Below are 24,874 nucleotides of genomic sequence, written 5' to 3' on the forward strand. Positions count from 1 at the left end.
GATCGGGCTGGTCGCGCTGCTGAACCCGGAGATCCTGCGCCGCGTGCTCAAGGTCGCCGGCGGCATCGCGTTCAACCTGGTCGTGCTGTCGGTGCTGGCCGGTGTGCACGCGCTGCTGCTGCAGGCGATCTTCGCCGCGGGCGACGGGCTCAACCTGCTCACCAAGATGGTCCTCGCCGGGCTCATCACGGTGCTGCTGTTCCTCGTCGGCCGCCCGGTGCGGCGGCTGTGGCAGATGGTCGAGATGTCGGTCAGCATGGTCGGCGGCGCGGTGCCCTCGCCCGGCGGCGGGCTGTTCTCCCGGTTCCGCCGGAAGAACGACCCGACGCCGCAGGACCAGTTCTGGCAGAACGTCCGCGACACCGACGACGTCGTGGACGGCGATCAGCGCGGACCGATCGGCGCGACCGTCGGCGGCGGTCGGTACCGGCCCGAGGCGGCGGTTTTCGCCAGCTCGCAGCGGCTCGACAACGGTTCTCGGGCGGCTCGGCCCGCCGCGGCCTGGTCCGGTGCGCCGTGGCCGGGCGCGGTCGGTCCCGCGCAGTCCGCCGCGGGTGCGCTGCCCGCGGGCGGCGGGGGCGGTGCGCCGGTGTTCGGCCAGTACCACCCGGTCGCCGGTGCGCCCGGCGACTACGTGATGGCCGGCGCGCGGTGGCCGGTCAAGGAAAGCCGCCAGGTCGACACGTCGCCGGTGGCCGACCGGCGGTGGAGCGACGAGCCGGAACCGGTGGTCGTCCCGTCGCGGATGAGCGCGCCGGACCGCGGGTACTCGGCTCCGGCCCCGGACCAGCCGGGGTTCACCGTGCCGACGCAAGGCATCCGGGCCCAGCCGCGCCGGGTGGATCCCGAGGTCGTGGCCGGGAAACCGGTATTCGTGCTGTACCGCCCGTCGCGCGGCATCGAGGTCCGCGACACCGACCAGGCCATGGGGCGGTGACCGATGCCGATCCGCACCAACCGCGGCCGGACCGCGGTCTACCGCCGCCTGTGGGGGTTCCCGCTCCGCTCGCCCCGGCATCTCGTGGGCACGCTGGTGTTCCTCGCCGTGGTGATCACCGCGCTGGGCGTCGGCCTGCCCAAGATCCTGGGCAAACCGGCGTCCGCGCATCCGGGAGCGACTCCGCCGAACTCTTCGGCCGGGCCGCACACCGGCGTCGCGGCCCCGGTGCCGAGCACGGAAACGCTGCCGACCCGGTTGTCGCAACCGCTGGTCACCCCGACGTCGGCGGCACCGAGCCCGGAGGCGCTGAACGTCGCGAAGCAGTGGGCGACGGCCTGGGTGCGCCATCCGGCGGGAATCTCGAACGCCAACTGGCTCAACGGGATGCGCGGGCTCACCACCGACGAGTACCTCCCCGTCATGTCCACTGTGGATCCCGCGAACATCCCGGCGACCAAGGTCACCGGCGATCCGACAGTCACGCAGTCCTACTCCAGTTCGGTCAAGGTCGTGGTCCCCACCGACGGTCCGAAACTCAGCATCACCGTGGTCCTCACCAGCGCGGGGTGGCGAGTGTCGGACTATGACCAGGCGAGCTGACCGTGAAGCTGGCCATTCTCGTCTCGGTGGTGATCGCCGCCGTTTTCGCCACGGTGCTCACCACCAACGTCGTGCAGAAGGCGGTGACCGACCAGCAGCAGGCGGCGGCCGGCGGGATCGCGCTGACCTCGTGCGACGCCGCGATCGGCCCCACCCAGCCCGGGCAGCCGGAGCAGGGCGGGGCGGATGCCGCCGAGCTCGACCAGGAGTCGCGCAACACGGTTTCGCTGATCATTTCGATCGGCAAGCAGCGCAGCCTCGCGCCGCGCGCGTGGCAGGTCGCGATCCAGGCCGGGATGACCGAATCGCGGCTGCACAACGTGAGCTACGGCGACCGCGACTCGCTCGGCATCTTCCAGATGCGCCCGTCGATGAACTGGGGCAGCCCGGCCCAGGTCACCGATCCGAACTACGCGATCAACAAATTCTTCGACGTCCTGCTCGGCGTCCCGGACTGGGAAAACCTGCGCCCCGGCGACGCCGCGCAGCGGGTCGAGCGGTCCGGCTTCCCGGACCGTTACCACCGGTGGGAGGCCATGGCGGCCTCGCTGGTGCAGAACCTGGGCCAGATCGCCGACGTGGCCGGCTGCGGGCAGGGCATGGGAGCCGCGCTGCCGCCGAGCCAGGCCGCGGCGCAGGCGATCAAGTTCGCGCTCGGCGAGCAGGGCAAGCCCTACATCTGGGGCGCGACCGGCCCGGATTCGTATGACTGTTCCGGCCTGATGCTGCGCGCCTACGAGTCGGCGGGCGTGATCCTGCCGCGCGTGTCGAAGGACCAGTACAAGGCAGGCGCGATGCTGCCGGTGCGCGAAGCACAGCCCGGCGACCTGATTTTCCTCGCCACCGACCCGGCCGACCCGACGACCATCCACCACGTCGCGATGTACCTGGGAGACGGCAAGATCGTCGAGGCCCAGCAGACCGGCGTGCCGGTGCACGTGCGCCCGTTCTCGTTCGACGAGCACGAAGTCGTGCCGCAGGCGGTGCGCCCCGGCGTCTAGCATGGGTGCGGGAGGCACCGGCTCTTGACCCGCGGGCGCCCAGTACCGCGGGTCCGGATTCACCCCGAAGTCGCGGCCTGTCCACGAGCACGTGGCCGCGCGCTGGCAGAGGATGGCACACGTGGCACGGAAATTCGGCAAGCGAGGCAAGACCGGCCAGAGCGAGCCCCAGGACCCGGCGGCGCTGTTCGGCGCACCGCAGCCGCCGCGCCAGTCCGCGCACCCCGCGTCCAGCACCCCGCTGGCGGACCTGCTGAACCAGGGAATGCCCGGCGTCGACGGCGGGTACGTCGTCCTGCCGCGCTCCCTGGCCGAGGCCATGTCGCTCCCGTGGCAACAGCAGATGGCGGCTTTGCTGGCCCAGTTCCACGCCGAGCACGCCCGGTTGTCGTGGCCGGTGTACCGGGTGGTCCCGTCCCGCTACGAGCGCCTGGTGGATCTCGACGAGGAGCAGCTCGCGGAGGCGGGTTACCTGGTGGAGATGGACGCCGAGGGGGAGATGGTCTACCGGGAACGGAGCGGCCGCAAGGTCAAGGACCCGGACCGGACGACGGTGCTGGTGTCCTGCCTCGACCCGATCCCGCGGCCGGCTGCGGCCGGCCCGGCGCCTTCGGGGGAGGCGCCGCCGGTGGGGCCGTTGGCCGCGGCGGTGCCGATGAACATCGGACCGGCACCGGTGTGGCGGTCCTCGGCTCCTCCGGAAACCGAGGGCGCGGCACGCCCTTCAGAAGCCGTGGCAGCTCATGGCCAGACCAGCTCGACCCAGGCTCCGCCCGCGGTGCCTTCGCCGCCAGAAGAGCCGATTTCGCCCCCGGCGGCTGACCAGGTTCCGGAACCGGCTTCGATCTCCGCGGATGAGACCCCCCAGCCCGGCCCGGACCTGGCTGCCGAGGCGTCAGCCACCGCGGACTCGGTCGAGACCGCCCCTCAGCCCGCGGCGGACGAGCCAGCACCGGCCATTCCGGACTCTGCCGCGCCCGATGTCAACGTGACGGCGGCGGTGCCGCCACCCGGGCAGCCCAGCGCTCCCCGGCAAGCCCCCGCTGGCGGTACGGCCCCAGCACCGGTCGATCCGCAGTTGCAGGCGAGGCAGGCGTGGCAGCCGAAGCCGTACGTGCATGAGCCGCGTCAACCCGCACGCCCGGCGGAACCGTTGCCGCAGCAGGGAAATCCGGTGGCTCCGCCGCACGGCCGGCATGAGGCAGCCCCGCCGTCCGGATGGCATGGCCAGAACCCGGCGGTCCAGCAGAGTCAGGTTCCGCAGTCCGGGGCGCAGCAGCATGGCCCGGGTTCGCCCCCCGCGCAGCCCGTACCGGCGACCCGGCCGATGCCTGCGGCGCAGACCTCGCCCGTGCCGCAACCCCCGGTTCAGCCAGCGACGCCACAACCGGTCACTTCGCCGGTGCCCAATGCGGAGCCGGTAAAACCGCCTGCACCTGGTGTGGCGCAACCGGTTCCGCAGCAGCCTGCTCCTTCCGTGCCCGGTGCGGAGTCGGCGAGTCCGTCTGCCCCTGCCGCGCCGCAACCGGTTCCGCAGCAGCCGCCGGCGGCCCCTGTCGTGCCCGGTGCGGAGTCGGCGAGTCCGCCCGCCCCTGTCGCACCGCAACCACCCCCGTCCACGAATTCCCCGGCCCAGCCGCCGCCAGCACCTCCCGCGGCGGGTGCACCGTTCCAGTTGCCGCAGCCCAGCGGTCGCCGTCGGCCGGCCGAGACCGGGCCGGACGGGCGGCCGTTGCCGGTCTTCCCCGGGCAGGAGACCGGTCCGTCCGGGCTGCCGCCGTCGCGGACGTATCGGGATGATCGGCCGGTCTTTCCGGGCAAGGAATCAGCGGTGCCGCCGGTGCCGGATTACGGCGCTCCCTCCCCGGCGGACGACACGGCGACCCCGCCCCGCGGCATTCCGGTCGGGGACCCGCGCGGCTGGTTCGACGAGCACCCCGACCACGAGGACGACGGACCGGCCGACTTCGGGCCCACCGGGCATCCGACGGAGGTTCCGTTCCGCTGGCGCAAGTGAGCGGGCAGGTGTCAGGCTGAACCCATGTCTGACGACCCGAGCCCGGACCAGGGCTGGTACTACAACACCCGCACCCACGAAGTCGAGCACCTGGAACGCAGCCGAGGGGTCGACCTCCTCGGCCCGTACCCGGACGAGGCCACGGCCCGCCGCGCGCTCGACATCGCCCGCGAACGCACCCGGCAAGCCGACGCCGCCGACCGTTCCTGGGACGGCGACTGACGAACCGGGCCGGTCTGGCGAGGGGGCGGAGCCGCGGCTTGCTGCGGGGCTGCCCCCACAGCTGCAGCAGGCAGCCGGGATCCGCGGCGTGGAAGCGGATCCGGTAGTCGCCGTGCCCGGCGGGCAGCGGCGGCAGTTCCCGTTCCCGTCCGGCCAGCTCCCGCACGACGACGTTTCCGGAGTGAAAGCGGCAGCTCAGCTCAGCGATCCGGGGATAGGACCGGTCGGGGCCCGGGTCCGCGGGGCAGAGCAGCAGGGTCAAGGCAAGCTCGCCGTCGTGGATCGGGGGCCAGAACAGCGCCGCGCCGGGGACCGCGTCGATCAGGTCCGCGGACTCGGCCGACGGCGGTACCGGCAGGACGTCGCCGAGCGGACGGCCTCGGTCGAGGAGCATGAACTGGCCTGCCCGGACGTGCAGGACAAAATCGAGGCGTTCGGTCTGCGCGGTGGCGAGCCGGTAGAGGGCGAAGCCCTCGGGGACGCCGTCCGGGAAGCCGTTCTTGGCAAGGAATTCGGCGAGTTCGGCGTCGGTCACCTGGCGGGCGCGATCGGCGAGGCCGGGCACGTCTCCCGGCTCTGGTCGCTCGTATGTGCTGACGACCGCGATCTGGCCGGGGCCTTCGGGCAAGGGGCCTTGCCATTGGGTTACCGAGACGGTCCCGCAGGTTCGGCAGGCGACCCGCCTGAAGCAGACGGTTCCGCCGGAGGCGTCGGTCCGGGTTTCGGTCGCTTCCAGGGCGAAGTCGGGGAAGTCGTGGGGGCTGCCGCAGGCGCGCAGGATGCGTTCCATCGCGACGTCTTCCCGGGTCGGGACGGGTCTCATCGGTCACCTCGGGGCTGTGTCGGCAGTGCGCGGCCGCGCTCGGGGGTGAGCGTCGTGGCCAGCACCGGGTCGGCGAGCAACACGACCGGCGCGACGTGATCAGCGCTTCGCGGCCGCCAGCGCTCCATTGCCGCCAGCACGGCCCGCCACAAGGCGTCCGGGTCGCCCGCATGGTCGTCCAGGACCTTCCTGACCAGCCGATCGAACGCTGGGTCGCCGAAGTTCGGCCGCGGGCTTGGCCCTCGCCGATGGCGAGCTGGATCTCCGGCCGTTCGCGGATCATCGCCGTCCGCAGTACCGAGCGGCGGTAGTTCGTCGCCGAGCTGGCGTGCTCGGCGAGCAACCACGGCAGGAATTCCTCGGTGAACAGCGGATCGGCGAGAAAGCCTTCGGGCGCATCCGGCAGCAGGCCGCTGAGCGACTGGCTGGCTTGATACTCCCGGCCGAGAAGCGGGTAGAGCTGGGCGAGCAGAATCGCGGCCGAATTCCCCGGCCTCATCGAGAACCGCCGCGACGGCGTCGACTTCGCCGGCGAGCGCGTCGAGCCTGGCCTGCTCGCCCTTGGCGTCCCACGAGTCGCGAGTTTCGCCTCCCGGCCGACACCTCCGGTGAAATTCGGCGTACCGGCTTTCCCTCAGCTCGGCGAACGACACGAACCGGGTGGGCGGCTCAGCTCTCCAGGAGAACAAGCTGTAAGCCGCCCACTCGCCGGACTCGTCGACGTCGCCAGGATCGAGGAACAGAATCCCGGCGTCGGCCTCGCGCGAGATCAGCAGTCCTCGGCTGAATTTGCTGGTCTCGGCCGGTTCCTCGTCTCCGGAGAGGTCTTTTCACTGCTCCCAGTGCGGTTCGAGGTCCCGCAGCCAGCCGCGAGTGGCGGTGTCCCGCATGCGCCAGACGAACGATCCGGCGTCGCGCCAGCCGTCTGTCGTCAGCAGGAAATCCCGGTAGGACGGCGGCAGCGGCAGGCCCAGCCGCCGCGACCGCCGCCGCGCTCGCCGGGGCGAAGCCGAGCCATCGAGCGCGCAGCACCTGTGGGTCGAGGTCGGCGGGCTTTGAGCTTTGGACCCGCTCCGCGCTCCACCGAGACAGCCATGGTCCCCAGTCCATGGCCGCCATTACGTCGGCGCGTCTCCGCCTCAGGCGGCCAATTCGGCGAGGTTTCCGGTTATCCCGCCACCAAGGCCGGATCCAGTACGAATTCCGGATCCACCTGCTCCTCCAGATCCGCCCCCGTGCGCCCGTTGCCCCACGCCCGCGCGTTCCGCAGGTGGAACTCCACGCCCTGCCGCTGGTACCGCGCCCAGTCTCGTGGCGTCGTGTCCACCAGGTCCCGCATCGCGGCCAGTGTCGCCAGGTTGCGCGGTTCCAGTTCGCCGATCGGCCGGGTCGTGCCGCGTTCGGCGGCTCGGACGTGGCCGGACGTCGTCATCCAGCCCAGCAGTGCCGAACCCAGCTGCTCGGTCAGAAAGTCGACGTCGTCGCCGTCGGTGACCTTGTTTCCGACCGCTACCAGGTGAACTCCGAAATCCCGGGCGTGATCCGCGTACTGACGGTAAACGCCGACGCTGCGCAGGGTCGGTTCGCACACCAGGAACGTCACGTCGAAGCGCGTGAACAGGCCCGAGGCGAACGCGTCGGCACCGGCGGTCATGTCCATCACGACGTACTCGTCCGTGCCGTCGACCAGGTGGTTCAGCAGCAGTTCCGCCGCGCCGACCTTCGAGTGGTAGCAGGCCACGCCGAGGTCGTCCTCGTCGAACTGGCCGGTGACGCCCAGCCGGACGTCGCCGAGCGGGCGGAAGCAGGTGTCGAAGATCGGGTTGTCCTCAAACGGCCGCACGAGCCGCGAGCCGCGGCCGGGCGGGGTCGTTTTGATCATCGCGTCGGCTGACGGGATCCGCGGGTTGTCGCCGCGCAGGTATTCCTTGATCAGCGGCATGTTGTCGTCGAGGGTCGGCCACGCGAGCGCTTGTTCCTCGGTCGCGCCTAGGGCCACCGCCAGGTGCTGGTTGATGTCGGCGTCGATCGCCAGCACCGGTTTGCCCGCAGCGGCCACATAAGAGACGAACAGCGACGAGAGCGTGGTTTTCCCGCTGCCGCCCTTGCCGACGAACGCGATCTTCACCGATCCGGCCCCTTCTGAAAATGAAGACGATTATCAATGCCAGGCAGGCTACACCCGACCGGCCCGCGCCCGAACGGGCGATCACCGGCGGTTCGGCGGGATAGTGTTGGACCGTGCCGCCACTCGTGCTGAGGACGCCAGCGTCGGGAGGGGACTTCGGTCGTCTCCGGGCGGAGTTCGCGCTGCCGGAGTCGTTCGGGTCCGCGGTGCTCGCGGAGGCCGAAACGGCGGTGCTCGATCCGCTCGCGTCGGCGGGCGGTCGCGAGGACGCCACCGACCTGCCGTTCGTCACGATCGATCCGCCCGGGTCCAAGGATCTCGACCAGGCGATGGTGATCGAGCGCAGCGGCAGCGGGTTCCGGGTGCAGTACGCGATCGCGGACCTGGCGGCGTTCGTCCCGCCGGGCGGGGCGCTTGACCACGAGGCGCGGCGGCGGGGGCAGACGCTGTATCTCCCGGACGGCAACGTCCCGCTGCATCCGCCGGTGCTGTCCGAAGGCGCGGCCAGCCTGCTGCCCGGGGAAATCCGGCCCGCGGTGTTGTGGACGATCGACGTCGACGACGCCGGAGAAATCGTCGCCACCCGGGTCCGGCGGGCGCTGGTGCGCTCGACTGAGCAGCTCGACTACGAAGGGGTCCAGTCGTCGCTGGACGCGGGACGGCCGCATCCCTCGGTGGCGGCGCTGCCGGAGCTCGGCCAGTTGCGGCGCAGCCTCGCGGTGCAGCGCGGCGCGGTCGAGTTGCAGTTGCCCGAGCAGGAAATCAGCGGCGACATCGACGGCGGCTGGATTCTCGCCCGCCGCCCGCGGACGGTCGTCGACGCGTGGAATGCCGAAATCTCGTTGCTGACCGGGATGGCCGCGGCGCGGATCATGATCGACGCCGGGATCGGGGTGCTGCGAACGCTGCCGTCGCCGGAGCCGGACGCGGTGGAATGGCTGCGCCGGTCCGCGGCGGCGACCGGGCTGGCCTGGCCGGTCGAGCTGACGGTGTCCGAGTTTCTGTCTACTTTGGACCCTGGGCAGCCCGCGTCGATGGCGTTGTACGCGGATACCACGCGACTGTTGCGGGGTGCGGGTTACACGGCCTTCGCCGGGGAATTGCCCGCGGTCACTACGCACGCCGGGATCGGCGGGGCGTACGCGCACGTCACGGCGCCGATTCGGCGGCTGGTCGACCGATTCGGCACCGAGGTGTGCCTGGCGGTGACGGCTGGCCGCGAAGTGCCGGATTGGGTGCGTGAGGCGTTGTCCGAGGTGCCGGCACAGATGTCCGCTTCGGACAGTCTGGCCGCGCGGGTCGAGCGCGCGTGCATAGATCAGGTCGAGGCGTGGGTACTCGCAGAGCATGTCGGTCATGAGTTCACCGCGGTGGTGCTGCGCGCGGACGAGGCGCGGGCGGAGATCCTGGTCGAGAACCCGCCGGTGATGGCGAAGTGCTCCGGCGAGAAGTTCCCGGAGGGCGAGCGGATCGCGGTGCGGCTGACCGAAGTGGACGTCGAGCAGCGGAAGGTGTCGTTCGAACGAGTATGAGGAACGCGGAACTGGTCGATGATCTCGGCGAGCCGGTGCCGATCGAGGGCTCGCCGCGGCGGGTGGTGTCGCTGGTGCCGTCGCTGACCGAAGCGGTCGAGGTGAGCGCGCCCGGGCGGCTGGTCGGGGCGACGGATTACTGTACGCATCCGGCCGATCTGGACGTGGAACGGGTCGGCGGGTCGAAATATCCGAAGCTCGACCGGGTGCTGGCGCTCGAACCGGACCTGGTGCTGGCGAACTCCGAGGAGAACCGGCCCGACGACGTGGAAACCCTGCGTGCCAACGGGATTCCGGTGTTCGTGATGGCCGCGGCGGAGTCCGTGCCCGCCGCGCTCGGGTCGTTGCGGCGGATTTTCGGCCAGGTGTACGGCATCGACGAACCGGAATGGCTCGACACCGCGGACGAACTGTGGCGCGAAGTGGCACCGGTGCGCCACCGCGCGGTGATTCCGGTGTGGCGCAAGCCGTGGATCGTCCTGGGCCGCGACACCTTCGCCGGAGACGTGCTGCGCCGCGTCGGGGTCGAGAATGTCTACTCAGGACACTCCGAGCGGTATCCCCGGCCTTCGCTGGAAGAACTCCAGAAGACCGGGGCCGACCTGGTCGTACTGCCCGACGAGCCGTACGAATTCACCCAGGACGACGGCCCCGGCTTCTTCCCGGAGATGCGCCCGGTACTGCTCTCCGGGCGCTACCTCACGTGGTACGGACCGTCTCTCGTCGACGCCTACGCGGCGCTCAGAGAGTCAGTCCGGTAAGGACAGTCACGCGCTCCTCGGTGAAGTCCGCCATCGCCGCGGCCGGGCCTTCCCGGCCGACACCGGAGTCCTTCACGCCGCCGTAAGGCATCTGGTCGGCGCGGAAGCTCGGTACGTCGCCGACGAGCACGCCGCCCACCTTGAGCCGTGCCGAAACGTCGAACGCGGTCGGCAGGTCGCGGGTGAAGACGCCGGTCTGCAAACCGAAGCGGGACGCGTTGATCCGCTCGACCCCGTCGTCCACAGAGGACACGCGGACCAGTGAGACCACGGGACCGAACACCTCGTCCGCCATCACCGAAACGTCCTCGGGAACTTCGGAGAGCACGGTCGGCTCCACCGTCGCACCCGAACGGCCGCCGCCGGCCAGCAGCTTGGCACCGGCGACAACCGCGTCGGTGACCCAGGTTTCGACCCGCGACGCGGCCGCCTCGTTGACCAGCGGACCCACGTCGACGCCGTCCTCGCGCGGGTTTCCGGTGCGCAGCGCGGCGACCTGCTCCAGCACCTTCTGCTGCAGCTCGTCGTAGACGTCGGTGTGCGCGTACACTCGCTGCACCGAAATGCACGACTGTCCGGCCTGGTACATGGCGAACGTCGCGATCCGCTGCGCGGCGAAGTCCAGGTCGGTCCAATCCGGACAGACAAGCACCGCGCCGTTGCCGCCGAGTTCCAGCGCGACATGCTTGCGCGGCACGGTGTCGCGGATCGTCCAGCCGACCGGCACCGAGCCGGTGAACGACACGACCGGCAGCCGCGGGTCCTTGACCAGTTCGGCGGTGGCCTCGTTGCCCAGCGGCAGGATCGACCAGCTGCCCGCCGGAAGATCGGTCTCGGCGAGGATTTCGCCGAGCAGCAGCGCGGTCAGCGGCGTCGCCGGGGCGGGCTTGAGCACGATCGGCGCGCCGACCGCGATCGCCGGGGCGACCTTGTGCGCCACCAGGTTCAGCGGGAAGTTGAACGGCGTGATGCCCAGCACCGGACCGCGCGGCACGCGCCGGACGAGCGCGAGCCGTCCGGTGCCGCCCGGGTCGGTGTCGAGGCGCTGCAGTTCGCCGGAGAACCGGCGGGCCTCCTCGGACGCCCAGCGGAACGTCGACACCGCGCGGCCGATCTCGCCGCGCGACCACTTCAGCGGCTTGCCCGATTCGGCGGTGATCAGCTGCGCGATCTCCTCCGCCCGCTCGGAAAGCCGCCGCGAGATGTGGTCGAGCGCGCTTGCCCGGACGTGCGCGGGCAGCGTCGCGAACTCGTCGGCGACGTCGGCGGCGGCCTGGACCGAAGCCTCCACTTCGGACGGTCCGGGCACGTAGTGCGAACCGGCTTCGGAACCGTCGAACGAATGCCGAACGATGGTCGTTTCGCTGCTGGTTACCGGCTTTCCGGCCACCCAGAACGGAAAAGTCACTTGCGGGCCTCCGTGGCGATCGCGTACTCGAGAACGGCGAGGCCTTCGTCGAGCAACTCGTTGGACAGGGACAGCGGGGGAAGCAGCCGGACGACGTTGCCGTACGTGCCGCAGGTCAGCACCACGACGCCCTGTGCGTGACAGGTCGCGGCGATGCGCTTGGTGAGATCGGCGTCGGGCTCGTTCGTGCCCGGCTTGACGAACTCGGCCGCCAGCATCGCGCCGCGCCCGCGGATGTCGCCGATCACGCCGGTTTCCGAGGCCAGCGCCCGAAGCCGCGGCAGCACCAGTTCCTCGATGCGCTTCGCGGAACCGGTCAGGCCGTCACCCCGCATGGTCTCGATCGCGCCCAGTGCCGCGGCGCACGCGATCGGGTTGCCGCCGTAGGTGCCGCCGAGCCCGCCCGGGCCGACCGCGTCGAGCAGGTCCGCGCGACCGGTCACCGCGGCGAGCGGCAGACCGCCCGCGATGCCCTTGGCCGTGCACACCAGGTCAGGGATGACGTCCTCGTGCTGCGAGGCGAACCAGTTTCCGGTGCGGCAGAAGCCGGTCTGCACCTCGTCGGCGACGAACACGACGCCATTCGCCTGGCACCACGTGGAAATCGCGGGCAGGAAGCCGGGTGCGGGCTCGATGAACCCGCCCTCGCCCTGGATCGGTTCGAGCACGACGGCCGCGACCTGGTCGCCGCCGATCTGCTTCTCGATCCGGTCGATCGCCTGCCGCGCGGCCTCCGGACCGGCCAGCCCGTCGCGATACGGGTACGAGCCCGGCACGCGGTACACCTCGGGCGCGAACGGGCCGAAACCGTGCTTGTAGGGCACCGATTTCGCAGTCATGCCCATGGTCAGGTTGGTGCGGCCGTGGTAGGCGTGGTCGAACACGACGACAGCTTGGCGGCCGGTCGCGGTGCGGGCGATCTTCACCGCGTTCTCGACCGCTTCCGCGCCGGAGTTGAACAGCACCGACTTCTTCGCGTGGTCGCCCGGCGTCAGTTCGGCCAGTGCCTCGCACACCTCCAGGTAACCCTCGTACGGGGTCACCATGAAACAGGTGTGGGTGAACAGCGCCGCCTGCTCGCGCACCCGGTCGACCACCTCGGGCGCGGAATGCCCGACGCTCGTCACCGCGATCCCGGAACCGAAGTCGATCAGCACGTTGCCGTCGGCGTCGGTGAGCAGGCCGCCGCTGGCGGAGGTGATGTAGGCGGGCAGCGTCGACGCGACCCCGGCGGCGACCGCGTTCGCGCGGCGTTCTTGCAGCGCGCGGGAGACGGGCCCGGGGATCTCGGTCTGCAGCCTGCGCTGCCGGGGTGCCGGAGCCTGCGGCTCGGCGGCGGTGCTGGTGGTCACGGGCGCTCCTGCGTCGCGGGTCGTGAGTGCTGATCCCGGTTGGAACCGGCGTAGGCACTCACGAGCTTTCAGGTGGGTCGCCCTCAGGATGGGGCCTGCGCCGCCCGCCGTCAGCTGGCCATTCTGTCTAACTTGGCAGCTATACTTGGCCGTTATGGCACTCACCCTGCGCGCGCTGGCCGCCGAACCCGCGCTCGGCCTGCGCGTGGTCGCGGGCGAGGCCGGGCTGGACCGCCCGATCGGCTGGGTGCACCCCACCGAGCTGACCGACCCGCAGAGCTTCCTCGAAGGAGGGGAACTGCTGCTCACGACCGGTCTGACGCTCTACAGCGCCACGTACGCGGCGTACATCCGGAGGCTGGTCGACGCGGATGTCGCCGGCCTCGGCTTCGGTGTTGGGCTGAGCCACGCGAAGGTGCCGGATGCGTTGGTGGCGGTCGCCGACGAAGTCGGATTGCCGGTGCTGGAGGTGCCGCGGAAGACGCCGTTCATCGCGATCACACGCGCGGTCTCCCGGTCGGTCGCGGCTGACGAGTACGCCGCGACGGTGCGGATCGGCCGGGCTCAACAGGAGCTGACCCGCACCGCGGTCGGGAGCAGCGGTGCCGGGGGAGTGGTGCGTCGGCTCGCGCGGCTTATCGACGGCTGGGTCGTGTTGTACGACTCCGCCGGACGTGTGCGCGAGGCGTCGTCGGCCAAAGCGCGCAGTGTCGAACTGGACGTCACCAGTCTTCGCGCGGGCACGCGTGTGGTGTCTCGTGGCGACGACGAGGTCGTGATCCAGACTCTGCACACGCGGGGCGCGCTGGCGGTCGGTACCGCAGAACCGCTGGACAGCGCCGGACGGCACATCGTCAACACCGCGGTTTCGCTGCTTTCCCTTGCTCTGGAACAGGATCGCGCGCAGCGACGTTCGCTTTCCCAGCTGCATACCGGCGTGCTGGAGCTGCTCGCCGCCGGACACGACAAGCTGGCCCGCGAGGTGGTATCGGATCTTCCGCGGGAACCGTGGACGGTGCTGGCGGTAAAAGGGAGCAAGGCTGCCCGGAACACGCTGTACGAACGGCTGGAAACCCTTGCCGGGCAAGTGTTCCCCGCGCATCGCGGGGACAAGCTGATCGTCCTGGCGGAGAACGGCGAGGTGGGCGCGATTGTCGCGGAAACTGGAGAGTTCCACAGTGGACTGTCAACGGGGGAGTTCCCGGCGGCGTTAAGGCAAGCGGAAGAAGCGGCCGAGGCGGCACGGACCCAGCGCGTGCCGTTGCTGCGCTATGCCGACCACGCCGGGGCCGGATTGCTCGGCCTGGTCGATCATCAAGCCGCGCAAGCTTTTTCCGGCCAGCTGCTCGCTCCGGTAAGGGAATTCGACCGGACCGGCCGCGGCGACCTGGAGCTGTCGCTGCGTTGCTGGCTCGAACACCACGGCCATTGGGACCTCGCCGCGACGAAGCTCGGCGTACACCGGCACACCTTGCGCAACCGGGTCACCAAGGCCGCCGAACTGCTGGGCCGGGACCTCGGCGCACCAGGCGTCCGCGCGGAACTGTGGTTCGCTCTCCAGATCAGGTCGTGACCAGCAGCGTGATCGGCGAATCCCCGCACCGCCGCAACGTCATCCCGCCCGGCGCGGTATACGGTTCCGCGCCGGACGCCCACCAGGCAGGCACGTCGATCTCGCGCACCAGCGACCCGGTCGCCTTCCGCACGCTGTTCGACACGATCACCCGCCCCTGCGCGTTGAGCAACGCGGCGGTCCGGCCGAGCGCGCGCAGCCGGCGACTCACCGTGCGCTCGAACTCGCGCACATACACGTCCGCACCAACGACTCCGGCGAATTCCTCACCGCGGGTAACAGGAACGGTGAAGGTCAGCGTGTACTCGTCGGTGCAGAGATAGTCCACGTATGGCCCATTGACATGCCGCCGCCCGCTGTCGCGCGGGACGGTGAACCAGGATTGCCGCGTGTAGTCAAGGAAATTGGGGCTCTCCGGGTCGAGGCTGATGAACAGCTGTTCCGGCGAACCGTCGTCGGTGCGGCAGGAGGTCCACCATTCGAAGCCGAGCTCCTGATCGGCAAGGACATTCGGCGCGGTCACGAAGCCCGCGCCGACCACGAGGCCGCCGAGCGCCTCGACGACCTGCGGCCGGATCGTGTGCAGCGCCTCGGCGGACGGGTCGGCGGACTCGGCGAGCAGCGTCTCGGCGGCGGCCAGAACCGGCTTCAGGCGCGCGAAAATCTCCTCGACGAGGGCGGAAACCTGGGTCACTACCTCTTCGCCGGTCAGCGTGTGGGTGTCGGTCACGATGCTCACCTCGTGATGCGGGTCATCGGAGCTTACGGCGTTTCGAGGGTCAGGTGCAGATCTGCGAGCCGATCAAGCGCGCCGAGGAGGTGCTCTTCGGTCAGGGCGCGCGCCCGATCGCCGTCGGCCGAGGCGATCGCCGAGACGATCGCCTGGTGCTCAGCGTAAGACCCGCGGCAGGTTTCCTTGTCGCCGAGGGGCGCCCAGAGCAATACGCCGTGTTCGCTCTGCAGCTGAACTTCCTGGTTGGTGAGCCGCGGGGACTGCGCGGCGGCGGCGACTTCGAGGTGGAAGTGCCGTTCCGCGCGGGTCGCGTCGGGGCCGCTCGCGCCGAGGAGGTCTTCCGCGGTGAGCCGCAGCCGTTCGAGATCTTCGGGAGTGCTGCGTTCCGCGGCGAGTTTCGCGGCCGAGCCCGCGACGGCGAGGTAGTGGTCGCCGAAGTCGCGAAGTTCAGCCATTGAGACCAATCGCAGGCGTTCGGCCCAGGAACTCTGCGCGGGCCAGTCCGGGGTGCGCACGAAACTGCCGCCGCCGCGCCCGCGCCGCGTTTCGACGAGACCCTGCTGCCGCAGCACCGCGAGCGCCTCGCGCACGGTGACCGTGGAGACGCGGAACTGCGCGGCGAGTTCGGCCTCGCTCGGCAACTGCTCTGCGTCGTCGAGGAGACCGAGCGTGATGGCGTCGAACAGCCTCGCCGCGACTGCTTCCGCGCGCCCCACCTGTTCCAGCGGGGCGAACATCGCCAGTCGTGCGCTGTTCGACATCTCCTTGCGCATCGTTGGTCCACCCGTCTCGGCATCCGTTGGAGCCAATCCTGCCCCAGGGCCTTGTCATTTGAAATATGGAGTTATATGTTTCATCCTGCCACGGAGAGTCAGGAGGCGCACGCGTGCAGGAGTTGAAGCACTACGTCGGCGGGACCTACGTCGACTCGCTGTCCGGAAAGGTCGCGGAAATCGTCGACCCGGTTACTGGACGTGCGTACTGCACCGCGCCGGTGGCCGGCGCCGAGGACGTGGACCGCGCACTGAAGGTCGCCGCGGAAGCGTTCGAAAGCTGGCGCGAGACCACCCCGGCGCAGCGGCAGCTCGCACTGCTGAAGATCGCTGACGCGCTTGAGGCGCGCGGCGAGGAGATCATCCGCGTCGAAGCGCGGGACACCGGCAAGCCGTTCGCTCTGACCATGGAGGAGGAGTTGCCCGCGGTCATCGACCAGGTGCGCTTCTTCGCCGGTGCCGCGCGCGTGCTCGAAGGCCGCTCGGCCGGCGAGTACATGGAAGGCCACACGTCGTTCGTCCGCCGCGAGCCGGTCGGCGTCTGCGCGCAGGTGACGCCGTGGAACTACCCGCTGATGATGGCGATCTGGAAGATCGCGCCGGCGCTCGCCGCGGGCAACACCATCGTGCTCAAGCCGTCCGACACCACACCCGCCTCCACGCTGCTGCTCGCCGAGATCTGCGGCGAGCACCTGCCCGCGGGCGTGTTCAACGTGATCTGCGGCGACCGCGACACCGGACGGGCGTTGGTAGAGCACGACATCCCGGCGATGGTGTCGATCACCGGCTCGGTGCGAGCGGGCGTCGAGGTCGCCGGTTCGGCGGCGCACGACGTCAAGCGCGTGCACCTCGAACTGGGCGGCAAGGCCCCGGTGATCGTGTTCCCGGACGCCGATCTCGAAGCGGCCGCCGAAGCCATCGCCGCGGCTGGCTATTTCAACGCGGGCCAGGACTGCACGGCCGCCACTCGCGTGCTGGTGCACGACGACGTGCACGACACTTTCGTCAACGCGCTCACCCGGCAGGCCGAGGCGAACAAGACCGGCACGGACTCCGACGCCGCGTTCGGGCCGCTCAACAACGCCGCACAGCTGGAAAAGGTCTCCGGCTTCATCGACCGGCTCCCGGAGCACGCGACTGTCCACTGTGGAGGACGGCGGGCCGGCGACGAGGGCTATTTCTACGAGGCCACCGTGGTTTCCGGTCTCCGGCAGGACGACGAGATCATCCAGAACGAGGTCTTCGGCCCGGTCATCACGGTCCAGCGGTTCACTGAGGACGACGAAGCGCTCAAGCACGCCAACGGGGTTCCCTACGGCCTCGCCTCCTCGGTGTGGACCAGGGACCACCAGCGAGCCATGAAGTTCTCGGCGAAACTCGACTTCGGATGCGTGTGGATCAACACGCACATTCCGCTCGTGGCCGAGATGCCGCACGGCGGGTTCAAGCGGTCCGGCTACGGCAAGGACCTCTCGCTGTACGGCCTCGAGGACTACACCCGCGTCAAGCACGTGATGAGTGCGCTGTAGCCGTCGTGACCAGATTCATCGGAAGGCCTGTCATGCCCCATCAAGCCCCCGCCGAGACCCGGCCGCCGGGAAAGCGTCCGCAGACCGGACAGCCGGCGATCCGGCTCACCGGACTGGAAAAGCACTTCGACAAGGTGCGCGCCGTGGACGGGGTCGACCTCGACATCCCGCCCGGCGAGTTCTTCTCGATGCTCGGCCCGTCCGGTTCCGGCAAGACCACGGTGCTGCGGATGATCGCCGGGTTCGAACTGCCCACCGCGGGCACGATCGAACTCGAAGGCAAGGACGTGAGCCAGCTGGCTCCGTTCGACCGCGACGTGAACACGGTTTTCCAGGACTACGCGCTCTTTCCGCACATGACGGTGCAGCAGAACGTGGAGTACGGCCTGAAAGTCAAGCGGGTCGGGAAAACCGAACGCCGGGACCGCGCGAAGGAAGCGCTGCGCACGGTGCGGCTGGAGGATTTCGGCGACCGCAAGCCGACGCAGATGTCCGGGGGACAGCGGCAGCGCGTCGCGCTCGCTCGCGCTCTCGTAAATCACCCGAAAGTGTTGCTTTTGGATGAACCTCTTGGCGCACTTGACCTGAAGCTGCGCCAGACCATGCAGGTCGAGCTCAAGCAGATCCAGCGCGAGGTCGGCATTACCTTCGTCTTCGTCACCCACGATCAGGACGAAGCGCTCACCATGAGCGACCGGATCGCCGTGTTCAACGCGGGCCGCATCGAACAGGTCGGTACTCCGGTGGAGGTCTACGAACGCCCGGCTAGTGCCTTCGTGGCAGGGTTTGTCGGCACCTCGAACCTGCTCAGCGGGCGCAGCGCGGAGGCGGTGATCGGCAGGCCGGGCGTGTACAGCATCCGGCCGGAGAAGATCCGCATCGACGGAGACCTTGCGTCGCCGGCCGGTCCCGGAGAGACTTCGGCGACCGGTTCGGTCACGGATGTCGTTTATGCCGGTTCGACGGTGCGCTACGCTGTCGCGCTCGATGCCGGGGGCCAGTTGTCCGTTGTCCGCCAGAACACCAGCGAGCCGACCGAGTTCGCCGACGGTCGCGTCCGCCTGCGCTGGCGCCGCGAACACAGTTTCCGGGTCCCCGAAGCCGGCTAGTTCCTCACGGGAAGGTTTCTCTCGCTATGAAGAACAGGAAGACGCTGCTCGCAGGGCTGTGCGGCGTGAGCCTCCTGCTCGCTGCCTGCGGCACCTCGGGCTCTGACTCCAAAGCGGGGTCGGCGCCAGGCGCACAGGGCTTCACGCCGCCGAAGCTGAACGCGCTGACGCAGCTCGGTCAGCCGGAAGGCCAGCTGAACGTGCTCGCGTGGCCCGGTTACGCGGAAAACGGCTCGAACGACTCGAAGGTCAACTGGGTCACGCCGTTCGAGCAGCAGACCGGATGCAAGGTCAACGTCAAGCCGTTCGGCACCTCCGACGAGGCCGTGACGCTGATGAAGACCGGGCAGTACGACGTGGTTTCCGCCTCCGGCGACGCCTCGCTGCGGCTGGTCGCCTCGGGCGACGTCGAGCCGGTCAACACCGCGCTTGTCCCGAACTACAACGACATTTACCCGTTCCTCAAGAACAAGTCGTGGAACAGCGTCAACAACGTCGCCTACGGCATCCCGCACGGCTGGGGCGCGAACGTGCTGGCCTACCGCACCGACAAGGTGCAGCCGGAGCCGAAGTCGTGGTCGCCGATGTTCGACGAGAAGTCGCAGTTCAAGGGCAAGGTCATCGCCTACGACTCGCCGATCTACATCGCCGACGCCGCGCTGTACCTGATGGCGCACCAGCCGGACCTGGGCATCAAGAACCCGTACGCGCTGGACGACAAGCAGTTCAAGGCGGCCACGGACCTGCTCAAGAAGCAGCGCCCGCTGGTCGAGGAGTACTGGTCGGACTACCTCAAGGAAACGCAGTCGCTCAAGAGCGGCGACGGCGTGATCGGCACGGCCTGGCAGGTGACGGTGAACCTCGCGAAGAGCGAGGGCGCGCCGATCGCGGCCACGGTGCCGAGCGAGGGTGCGACCGGCTGGTCGGACACCTGGATGGTGTCCGCGAAGTCGCAGCACAAGACGTGCGCGTACAAGTGGATGGACTACATCACGAGCCCGAAGGTGAACGCTCAGGTCGCCGAGTACTTCGGTGAGGCCCCGGCGAACTCCAAGGCCTGTGCGGAGTTCAAGGACAAGTCGCTGTGCGACACCTACCACGCCAACGACGCCGCGTACGCCGCCAAGATCCAGTACTGGACCACGCCGATCCCGCAGTGCCTCGACGGCCGCACGGACGTCAAGTGCAAGGACTACGGCGACTGGACCCGGGCCTGGACCGAGATCAAGGGCTGAACTGGCTCTCGCGGATGCCGGTACCCACCGCGCCGGCGTCCGCGAGTCCGCCGGGGGCTGCGGGCCCTCCCCAATGTTCCCGCAGCCCTCGGCTTTTCTCCCCTCCACACCCGAAAGCGCTAAGACATGACCGCCGTGAGCCCGCCGAGCCACCGCATCTCGGCTTTCTTCCACCGCAAACCCAAGCTGCGCCTCGGACTTCTCCTTACCGCGCCGATGCTCTGGCTCGGCCTGGCCTACCTCGGCGCGCTCGCCGCCCTCTTCATCACGGCCTTCTGGTCCACCGACGTCTTCACCGGCAAGGTGGTCACCGACTGGTCCTTCGACAACTTTGTCACTCTTTTCAGTGATTCTGTTTATCGCACGATCACGTTCCGCACCGTCGGCATCGCGCTGCTGGTGACCGTGATCGACGCGGTGATCGCGTTCCCGATGGCGTTCGCCATGGCCAAACTCGCGTCGCCGCGGGCGCAGCGGCTGCTGGTGATCATGGTGATGACGCCGTTGTGGGCGAGCTACCTGGTGAAGGCCTACGCGTGGCGGACCCTGTTGTCCGGCAACGGAGTGCTGAACTGGCTGCTGGACCCGCTCGGCCTGTCCGGCCCGGGATACGGCGTCGCGGCGACCGTGATCACGCTGTCCTACCTCTGGCTGCCGTACATGATCCTGCCGATCTACGCGGGCCTGGAAAAGCTTCCGACGTCCCTGGTGGACGCTTCCGGCGACCTCGGCGCGAAATCGTTCCGCACGTTCCGTTCGGTGATCCTGCCGCTGACCTTCCCGGCGATCGTCGCGGGATCGATCTTCACCTTCTCGCTGTCGCTCGGCGACTACATCGCGGTGAAGATCGTCGGCGGCACCTCGCAGATGCTCGGCAACGTCGTGTACGACAACATCGGCGCGGCCAACAATCTGCCGTTCGCCGCGACCGTCGCGACGGTTCCGGTCGTGATCATGCTCGTCTACCTGGCCGCGGTGCGTCGCACCGGTGCGCTGGACAACCTCTAGGAGACCGCCGTGCGGATGTCGAAACCCGCCCGGGTGCTGTTGTGGACCGCGCTCGGCGCCGGATTCGCGGTGATCTATTTCCCGCTGCTGGTGGTCCTGCTGAACTCGGTGAACGCGGACACCACGTTCGGCTGGCCGCCCAAGAGCTTCACCCTGGAATGGTGGGGCCGGGCGATCACCAACGAGGGTGCCCTGCACGCCTTGTGGACCAGCGTCATCGCCGGGCTTTCGGCGACCGCGATCGCTTTGGTGCTCGGCACGATGGCCGCGTTCGCGTTGCAGAAGTACCGGTTCTTCGGGCGGAACTCGTTGTCGCTGCTGGTGATCCTGCCGATCGCGCTTCCCGGCATCGTCACCGGCATCGCGCTGAACAACGCGTTCCGGACGATCTTCGGCCTCGACCTCGGGCTGATGACGGCGATCATCGCGCACGCCACGTTCTGCATCGTGGTGGTGTTCAACAACGTGGTCGCCCGGTTGCGCCGGATGGGCGGGAATCTCGAAGAAGCGTCCATGGATCTCGGCGCGGACGGCATGACGACGTTCCGCCTGGTGACCTTCCCGATGCTGCGCTCCGCTTTGCTGGCAGGCGGATTGCTCGCCTTCGCGCTGTCGTTCGACGAGATCATCGTGACGACGTTCACCCTCGGCACCGGCATGGAAACGCTGCCGATCTGGATCTACAACAACCTGTTCCGGCCGAACCAGGCCCCGGTGGTCAACGTGGTCGCGGCGGTGCTGATCATCGTCTCGACGGTGCCGGTTTACCTGGCGCAGCGGCTTTCCGGAGGCGACAGCTCCAGCGGCGGCCGGATCTAGCTCCGCACAAGTCCGTGAGGGGAACCCTGAGGGTTCCCCTCACGGCTTTTAACGGAAGCTGTCGGTGGCCTCGCGGAGAGCGGCGAGGATGCCCGGATCGGTGACGGCGTGCCCCGCGGACTCGGTGAGCTTCAACGTTGAATCGGGCCAAGCCCGATGCAGCTGGTACGCCGTGATCGGCGGGCACACCGCGTCGTAACGCCCCTGCACCAGCACGCCCGGGATCCCGGCGAGCTTCTCCGCGTCCCGGATCAGCTGTCCCTCTTCCAGCCACGCGTTGTTCCGGAAGTAGTGCACCGCGAGGCGAGCGAACGTCAGCGCGAACTGCGGGTTCGCGTATTGGTTCACAAAGGACTGTCGCGGCAGCAAAGCCACCGTCGCGCCTTCCCAGACGCTCCAAGCGATCGCGGCCCGTTCGCGTACCGCCGGGTCAGAGGAGTGGAGCAGTTCGGCGTACCCGGCTAGCGGATCGTCCGGGTTGCCCAGCGGCTCCAGGAAAGCGTCCCACTCCGCGGGGAAGAGATTCGCCGCTCCGCCGCGATAGAGCCAGTCCAGTTCCCGCTGCCGCACGGTGAAAACCCCGCGCAACACCATCTCGGACACCCGCGAAGGATGGGTTTCGGCATATGCCAGCGCGAGCGTCGAGCCCCACGATCCGCCGAACAGCTGCCAGCGCTCGATGTTCAGCCGTTCGCGCAGCAGCTCCATGTCGGAGACCAAGTGCCACAACGTGTTCGCCGACAGGTCGTCGCCCGCGTTGGGTGTACTGCGGCCGGCGCCGCGCTGATCGAACAGAATGATCCGGTATGCCTCGGGGTCGAAATGCCGCCGGGTCATCGGGGCGGTGCCGCTTCCCGGCCCGCCGTGCAGCACCACCACCGGTTTTCCCTGCGGGTTCCCGGCTTCCTGGCAGTAGATCCGGTGGCCGTCGCCGACGTCCAGCATTCCGTCGGCGCGCACCGCGGTCGGCGGGTAAAGCTCGTCCATGCCGGACACTCTTCCCGAAGCCAGGTGCCGTCGCTCCACCTGGGGGTCGTGAGTGCTGGTGCCGGTTCCAATACTCCAGCACTGACGAGGAGGGTGGGTGGGGGCCCGCCCCCGCCGCCGGGCTGAGCGGGCCCCCGTCTGTGATCGCGGTCAGCAGCCTGGTGTCGCGGCTACGTTCGCGAAGCCCTTCCCGGCATTCGTCACCTTGTTGCTGGCACAGACCTTGTTCCCGGTGGCCGCCTTGACCACGTAGAACCCGTAGGCCGAGGGCGCCTGCACGTCCGCGGTGTTGTCGGAGAAGGTGTTGTCCTGGCCCCAGCCGTCGAGCTGCACGTGGACCTCGAACGAGCCGTAGGTCGCGTCGTGCGCGAAGACCTTGCTGCCCTTGTTGCCGGTGACCAGGTATCCGTTGCCCTTCACGTCGACCCAGCTGTCGGCGTAGTTCTCGCCGCTCTGCCCGGTGCCGTCGAAGGTGTTGCCGCGCAGTTCGCCGCCGGTGGTGCCTTCCTTGACGTCGATCGATTCCGCGCGCACGTCCGGCCCGATCTTGTTGCCGATCGCCTTGTTGCGGTCGCTGTGATCGGGCTTCCCGTCCGGCCAGTTGCTCTTGGCCGAACCGAAGTAGATGCCCTCGCCGAATCCGCCGTTTTCCTTGCCGGTGTCGGAGATCTCGGAGTTTTGCACCACGTTGTCGCTGCTGCCGTGCTGGAAGTGGATGCCCTCGTTGCCGATGCCGGTCACCTTGAGCCCGTCGACCAGGGTGTGGTTAACGCCCAGCGCCATCACGCCCTTCTGGCCGCCGGTGACGGTGAATCCGGACAGCGTCCAGTAGCTGCCGGTCAGCTCGATGGTGCGGCCGCCGGATGCCTGCACGACTGCGCTGCGCGGGCCGGTGAGGGTGATGCGCCCGTTCGCGGTGCCGCTGGCGGCGGCCTTGAAGTTGCCGGTGTAGGTGGTGTTCGCCGCCAGCTGGATCATGGTGCCCGGCTTGGCCGAGGCCAGCGCGGTCTTCAGCTCGGCGGAATTCTTCACCGGGACGGTCCCGGCGGACGCCGCGGGTGTGGCGAGTGCGAGCAGTGCTGCGGCTCCGGTGGTGGCCGCTAGAACTCGGTCGCGGACGCGCATTCCAACCCTCCTCGTCGAGGCTCGATGACTTCGGATGCGGCGTGCGCTCACGCTAAGACATCGAGGGAACACTGGTCAAGTACATGATTGATGTTCATGTATGTGAACGTCATGAACAACGGATGGCCGGAAAGTGTCGCCTGCGAGGTGTTCCCGCCCGGCTTGCCCGGAGTTAACCCGGTCCTCGGTAGCTTTTCCGCGGAATGCCCGAACTGCGGCGAGAAAGGCTTCGTGAATGTCCGCGGTCAGCTACCTTGAGTCCATTGTCGTCGGCGCTTTGCAAGGCGTGTCGGAATTGTTTCCGGTGTCCAGTCTCGGGCACAGCGTCCTGTTGCCCGCGCTCGTCGGCGGAAGCTGGGGCCGCGACCTGAGCATCGGGAAGGATTCGCCGTATCTCGCGGTGCTGGTGGCGATGCACGTCGCCACCGCGATCGCGCTGATCCTCTTCTTCCGGCGCGACTGGGTGCGCATCGTCGCCGGCCTGTGGACCTCGGTCCGCGATCGTGAGGTCCGCACGGCCGACCAGCGGCTCGCGTGGCTGCTCATCCTCGCCACGATCCCGGTCGGGATCGCCGGGCTGCTGCTGGAAAGCCTGCTGCGCGACGTCCTCGGCAAACCGGTGCCCTCGGCGATCTTCCTCGCGCTCAACGGCGGGGTGCTCTACGCCGCGGAGAAGTTCTCCCGGAAGCCCAAGACCGGGCTCGCGCGCGAGGAGGAGACCATCGACTTCAGTGCCGAGGAGACGATGGTGATGCGCGCGGTGACCGTCGACGAGGCCACCGACCTCCGGCTGTCGAAGCTGAGCGTGAAAGAGGCCGTGCTGATCGGTTCGGCGCAGATTTTGGCTCTGTTGCCCGGAATCAGCCGCTCCGGCATCACCATGGTGGCCGGGCTGCACCGCGGGCTCGACCACGAGGACGCCGCCCGCTTCGCCTGGCTGCTGGCGACGCCGGTGATCCTCGCCGCGGGCGCGCTGAAGATGCCGTCGCTGTTCACGCCGGAGAACAAGCCGTCGCTCGGCCCGGCGCTGGCCGGCAGCGTGGTGGCGTTCCTCGCGTCCTACATTTCTGTCCGTTTTCTGACGAAATACTTTGAAACGCGCACCTTGACCCCCTTCGCCATCTACTGCGCGGTCGCCGGAATCGGCAGTCTGATCTTCTTCGCGGTGTCAGGGGCGGCGTAAGGCGCAATTTCGCCGG

21 protein-coding genes and 1 pseudogene are annotated in these 24,874 nt (G+C 69.1%); 15 read left to right on the plus strand and 7 right to left on the minus strand.

Annotation, left to right across the window (positions count from 1 at the left end):
- The 6 genes and pseudogenes from A4R44_RS50750 to A4R44_RS26050 form a co-directional block, all read left to right on the plus strand.
- Positions 1–937 (plus strand): annotated as a pseudogene (locus A4R44_RS50750) (magnesium transporter); the annotation flags it as partial.
- A 3-nt stretch (positions 938–940) separates the two neighbouring features.
- Positions 941–1,540, plus strand: coding sequence for a hypothetical protein (locus tag A4R44_RS26030; protein WP_067586013.1), 600 nt, complete (start codon positions 941–943; stop codon positions 1,538–1,540).
- 2 nt (positions 1,541–1,542) lie between these two features.
- Positions 1,543–2,541, plus strand: coding sequence for a C40 family peptidase (locus A4R44_RS26035; protein ID WP_093576696.1), 999 nt, complete (start codon positions 1,543–1,545; stop codon positions 2,539–2,541).
- A 121-nt stretch (positions 2,542–2,662) separates the two neighbouring features.
- Positions 2,663–4,558, plus strand: a complete 1,896-nt coding sequence (locus A4R44_RS50755) for a hypothetical protein (RefSeq protein ID WP_232791779.1) — start codon at positions 2,663–2,665, stop codon at positions 4,556–4,558.
- Between the two features lie 24 nt (positions 4,559–4,582).
- Positions 4,583–4,780 carry a hypothetical protein gene (locus A4R44_RS26045; protein WP_067586015.1) on the plus strand — a complete coding sequence of 66 codons (198 nt, stop codon included), beginning with the start codon at positions 4,583–4,585 and terminating at the stop codon, positions 4,778–4,780.
- Positions 4,781–4,868: 88 nt separating this feature from the next.
- Complete coding sequence (locus A4R44_RS26050) at positions 4,869–5,702, plus strand: hypothetical protein (protein ID WP_067586018.1); 834 nt, start codon at positions 4,869–4,871, stop codon at positions 5,700–5,702.
- A 1,069-nt stretch (positions 5,703–6,771) separates the two neighbouring features.
- Here the strand turns inward: A4R44_RS26050 and A4R44_RS26055 are convergent.
- Complete coding sequence (locus tag A4R44_RS26055; protein ID WP_067586020.1) at positions 6,772–7,731, minus strand: ATP-binding protein; 960 nt, start codon at positions 7,729–7,731, stop codon at positions 6,772–6,774.
- 113 nt (positions 7,732–7,844) lie between these two features.
- On the opposite strand from A4R44_RS26055, the gene A4R44_RS26060 reads away from it, so the two are divergent.
- Together A4R44_RS26060 and A4R44_RS26065 are read left to right on the plus strand one after the other, a co-directional pair.
- Positions 7,845–9,263 (plus strand): RNB domain-containing ribonuclease, encoded by a 1,419-nt coding sequence (locus A4R44_RS26060; protein ID WP_369805938.1) that lies wholly within the window; start codon positions 7,845–7,847, stop codon positions 9,261–9,263.
- Positions 9,260–10,024: a helical backbone metal receptor gene (locus tag A4R44_RS26065; RefSeq protein ID WP_067586026.1), complete on the plus strand. Its 765-nt coding sequence runs from the start codon at positions 9,260–9,262 to the stop codon at positions 10,022–10,024. Before A4R44_RS26060 ends, A4R44_RS26065 begins: the two co-directional genes overlap by 4 nt.
- Here the strand turns inward: A4R44_RS26065 and A4R44_RS26070 are convergent.
- Positions 10,005–11,432, minus strand: coding sequence for an aldehyde dehydrogenase family protein (locus tag A4R44_RS26070; RefSeq protein ID WP_067586029.1), 1,428 nt, complete (start codon positions 11,430–11,432; stop codon positions 10,005–10,007). The genes A4R44_RS26065 and A4R44_RS26070 overlap by 20 nt on opposite strands.
- Complete coding sequence (gene gabT / locus A4R44_RS26075; RefSeq protein ID WP_067586032.1) at positions 11,429–12,784, minus strand: 4-aminobutyrate--2-oxoglutarate transaminase; 1,356 nt, start codon at positions 12,782–12,784, stop codon at positions 11,429–11,431. Before gabT ends, A4R44_RS26070 begins: the two co-directional genes overlap by 4 nt.
- A gap of 154 nt (positions 12,785–12,938) precedes the next feature.
- On the opposite strand from gabT, the gene A4R44_RS26080 reads away from it, so the two are divergent.
- The gene (locus A4R44_RS26080; protein ID WP_067586035.1) at positions 12,939–14,357 is read left to right on the plus strand and encodes a PucR family transcriptional regulator; all 1,419 of its coding nucleotides are present in this window, start codon (positions 12,939–12,941) and stop codon (positions 14,355–14,357) included.
- Here the strand turns inward: A4R44_RS26080 and A4R44_RS26085 are convergent.
- Both A4R44_RS26085 and A4R44_RS26090 read right to left on the minus strand, forming a co-directional pair.
- The gene (locus A4R44_RS26085; protein ID WP_067586148.1) at positions 14,347–15,087 is read right to left on the minus strand and encodes a cache domain-containing protein; all 741 of its coding nucleotides are present in this window, start codon (positions 15,085–15,087) and stop codon (positions 14,347–14,349) included. The genes A4R44_RS26080 and A4R44_RS26085 overlap by 11 nt on opposite strands.
- A gap of 32 nt (positions 15,088–15,119) precedes the next feature.
- On the minus strand, positions 15,120–15,863 hold the full coding sequence (locus tag A4R44_RS26090; RefSeq protein ID WP_037815737.1) for a FadR/GntR family transcriptional regulator: 744 nt from the start codon (positions 15,861–15,863) through the stop codon (positions 15,120–15,122).
- 113 nt (positions 15,864–15,976) lie between these two features.
- On the opposite strand from A4R44_RS26090, the gene A4R44_RS26095 reads away from it, so the two are divergent.
- From A4R44_RS26095 to A4R44_RS26115, 5 genes are all read left to right on the plus strand, one after another.
- The gene (locus tag A4R44_RS26095) at positions 15,977–17,392 is read left to right on the plus strand and encodes a gamma-aminobutyraldehyde dehydrogenase (RefSeq protein ID WP_067586038.1); all 1,416 of its coding nucleotides are present in this window, start codon (positions 15,977–15,979) and stop codon (positions 17,390–17,392) included.
- A 32-nt stretch (positions 17,393–17,424) separates the two neighbouring features.
- A complete protein-coding gene (locus A4R44_RS26100; RefSeq protein WP_067586041.1) occupies positions 17,425–18,501 on the plus strand; it encodes an ABC transporter ATP-binding protein in 1,077 nt (358 codons plus the stop codon).
- 26 nt (positions 18,502–18,527) lie between these two features.
- Complete coding sequence (locus A4R44_RS26105) at positions 18,528–19,736, plus strand: ABC transporter substrate-binding protein (protein ID WP_067586043.1); 1,209 nt, start codon at positions 18,528–18,530, stop codon at positions 19,734–19,736.
- Between the two features lie 126 nt (positions 19,737–19,862).
- Positions 19,863–20,744 (plus strand): ABC transporter permease, encoded by an 882-nt coding sequence (locus A4R44_RS26110; protein ID WP_067586046.1) that lies wholly within the window; start codon positions 19,863–19,865, stop codon positions 20,742–20,744.
- 15 nt (positions 20,745–20,759) lie between these two features.
- Positions 20,760–21,563, plus strand: coding sequence for an ABC transporter permease (locus A4R44_RS26115; RefSeq protein ID WP_202506820.1), 804 nt, complete (start codon positions 20,760–20,762; stop codon positions 21,561–21,563).
- Between the two features lie 48 nt (positions 21,564–21,611).
- Here A4R44_RS26115 and pip read toward each other — a convergent pair whose 3' ends face one another.
- Both pip and A4R44_RS26125 read right to left on the minus strand, forming a co-directional pair.
- Entirely contained in the window at positions 21,612–22,550 is a 939-nt protein-coding gene (pip, locus tag A4R44_RS26120; protein WP_067586051.1) for a prolyl aminopeptidase, read from the minus strand.
- A 150-nt stretch (positions 22,551–22,700) separates the two neighbouring features.
- The gene (locus A4R44_RS26125) at positions 22,701–23,675 is read right to left on the minus strand and encodes a right-handed parallel beta-helix repeat-containing protein (RefSeq protein WP_067586054.1); all 975 of its coding nucleotides are present in this window, start codon (positions 23,673–23,675) and stop codon (positions 22,701–22,703) included.
- 235 nt (positions 23,676–23,910) lie between these two features.
- Here A4R44_RS26125 and A4R44_RS26130 point away from each other — a divergent pair, with 235 nt between their 5' ends.
- The gene (locus A4R44_RS26130; protein ID WP_067586057.1) at positions 23,911–24,858 is read left to right on the plus strand and encodes an undecaprenyl-diphosphate phosphatase; all 948 of its coding nucleotides are present in this window, start codon (positions 23,911–23,913) and stop codon (positions 24,856–24,858) included.
- Positions 24,859–24,874: the final 16 nt, after the last annotated feature.

The sequence above is a fragment of the Amycolatopsis sp. M39 genome (genome assembly GCF_001651785.1).
GTDB classification, from domain to species: Bacteria; Actinomycetota; Actinomycetes; order Mycobacteriales; family Pseudonocardiaceae; genus Amycolatopsis; species Amycolatopsis rubida.

Bases quoted from the DNA above. Each gene is read 5' to 3' on its own strand.
- A4R44_RS26030 (WP_067586013.1), top strand. From the start codon at position 941: ATGCCGATCCGCACCAACCGCGGCCGGACCGCGGTCTACCGCCGCCTG.
- A4R44_RS26045 (WP_067586015.1), top strand. From the start codon at position 4,583: ATGTCTGACGACCCGAGCCCGGACCAGGGCTGGTACTACAACACCCGC.
- A4R44_RS26065 (WP_067586026.1), top strand. From the start codon at position 9,260: ATGAGGAACGCGGAACTGGTCGATGATCTCGGCGAGCCGGTGCCGATC.
- A4R44_RS26080 (WP_067586035.1), top strand. From the start codon at position 12,939: ATGGCACTCACCCTGCGCGCGCTGGCCGCCGAACCCGCGCTCGGCCTG.
- A4R44_RS26090 (WP_037815737.1), bottom strand. From the start codon at position 15,863: ATGCGCAAGGAGATGTCGAACAGCGCACGACTGGCGATGTTCGCCCCG.
- A4R44_RS26100 (WP_067586041.1), top strand. From the start codon at position 17,425: ATGCCCCATCAAGCCCCCGCCGAGACCCGGCCGCCGGGAAAGCGTCCG.
- A4R44_RS26105 (WP_067586043.1), top strand. From the start codon at position 18,528: ATGAAGAACAGGAAGACGCTGCTCGCAGGGCTGTGCGGCGTGAGCCTC.
- A4R44_RS26110 (WP_067586046.1), top strand. From the start codon at position 19,863: ATGACCGCCGTGAGCCCGCCGAGCCACCGCATCTCGGCTTTCTTCCAC.
- A4R44_RS26115 (WP_202506820.1), top strand. From the start codon at position 20,760: ATGTCGAAACCCGCCCGGGTGCTGTTGTGGACCGCGCTCGGCGCCGGA.
- pip (WP_067586051.1), bottom strand. From the start codon at position 22,550: ATGGACGAGCTTTACCCGCCGACCGCGGTGCGCGCCGACGGAATGCTG.
- A4R44_RS26125 (WP_067586054.1), bottom strand. From the start codon at position 23,675: ATGCGCGTCCGCGACCGAGTTCTAGCGGCCACCACCGGAGCCGCAGCA.
- A4R44_RS26130 (WP_067586057.1), top strand. From the start codon at position 23,911: ATGTCCGCGGTCAGCTACCTTGAGTCCATTGTCGTCGGCGCTTTGCAA.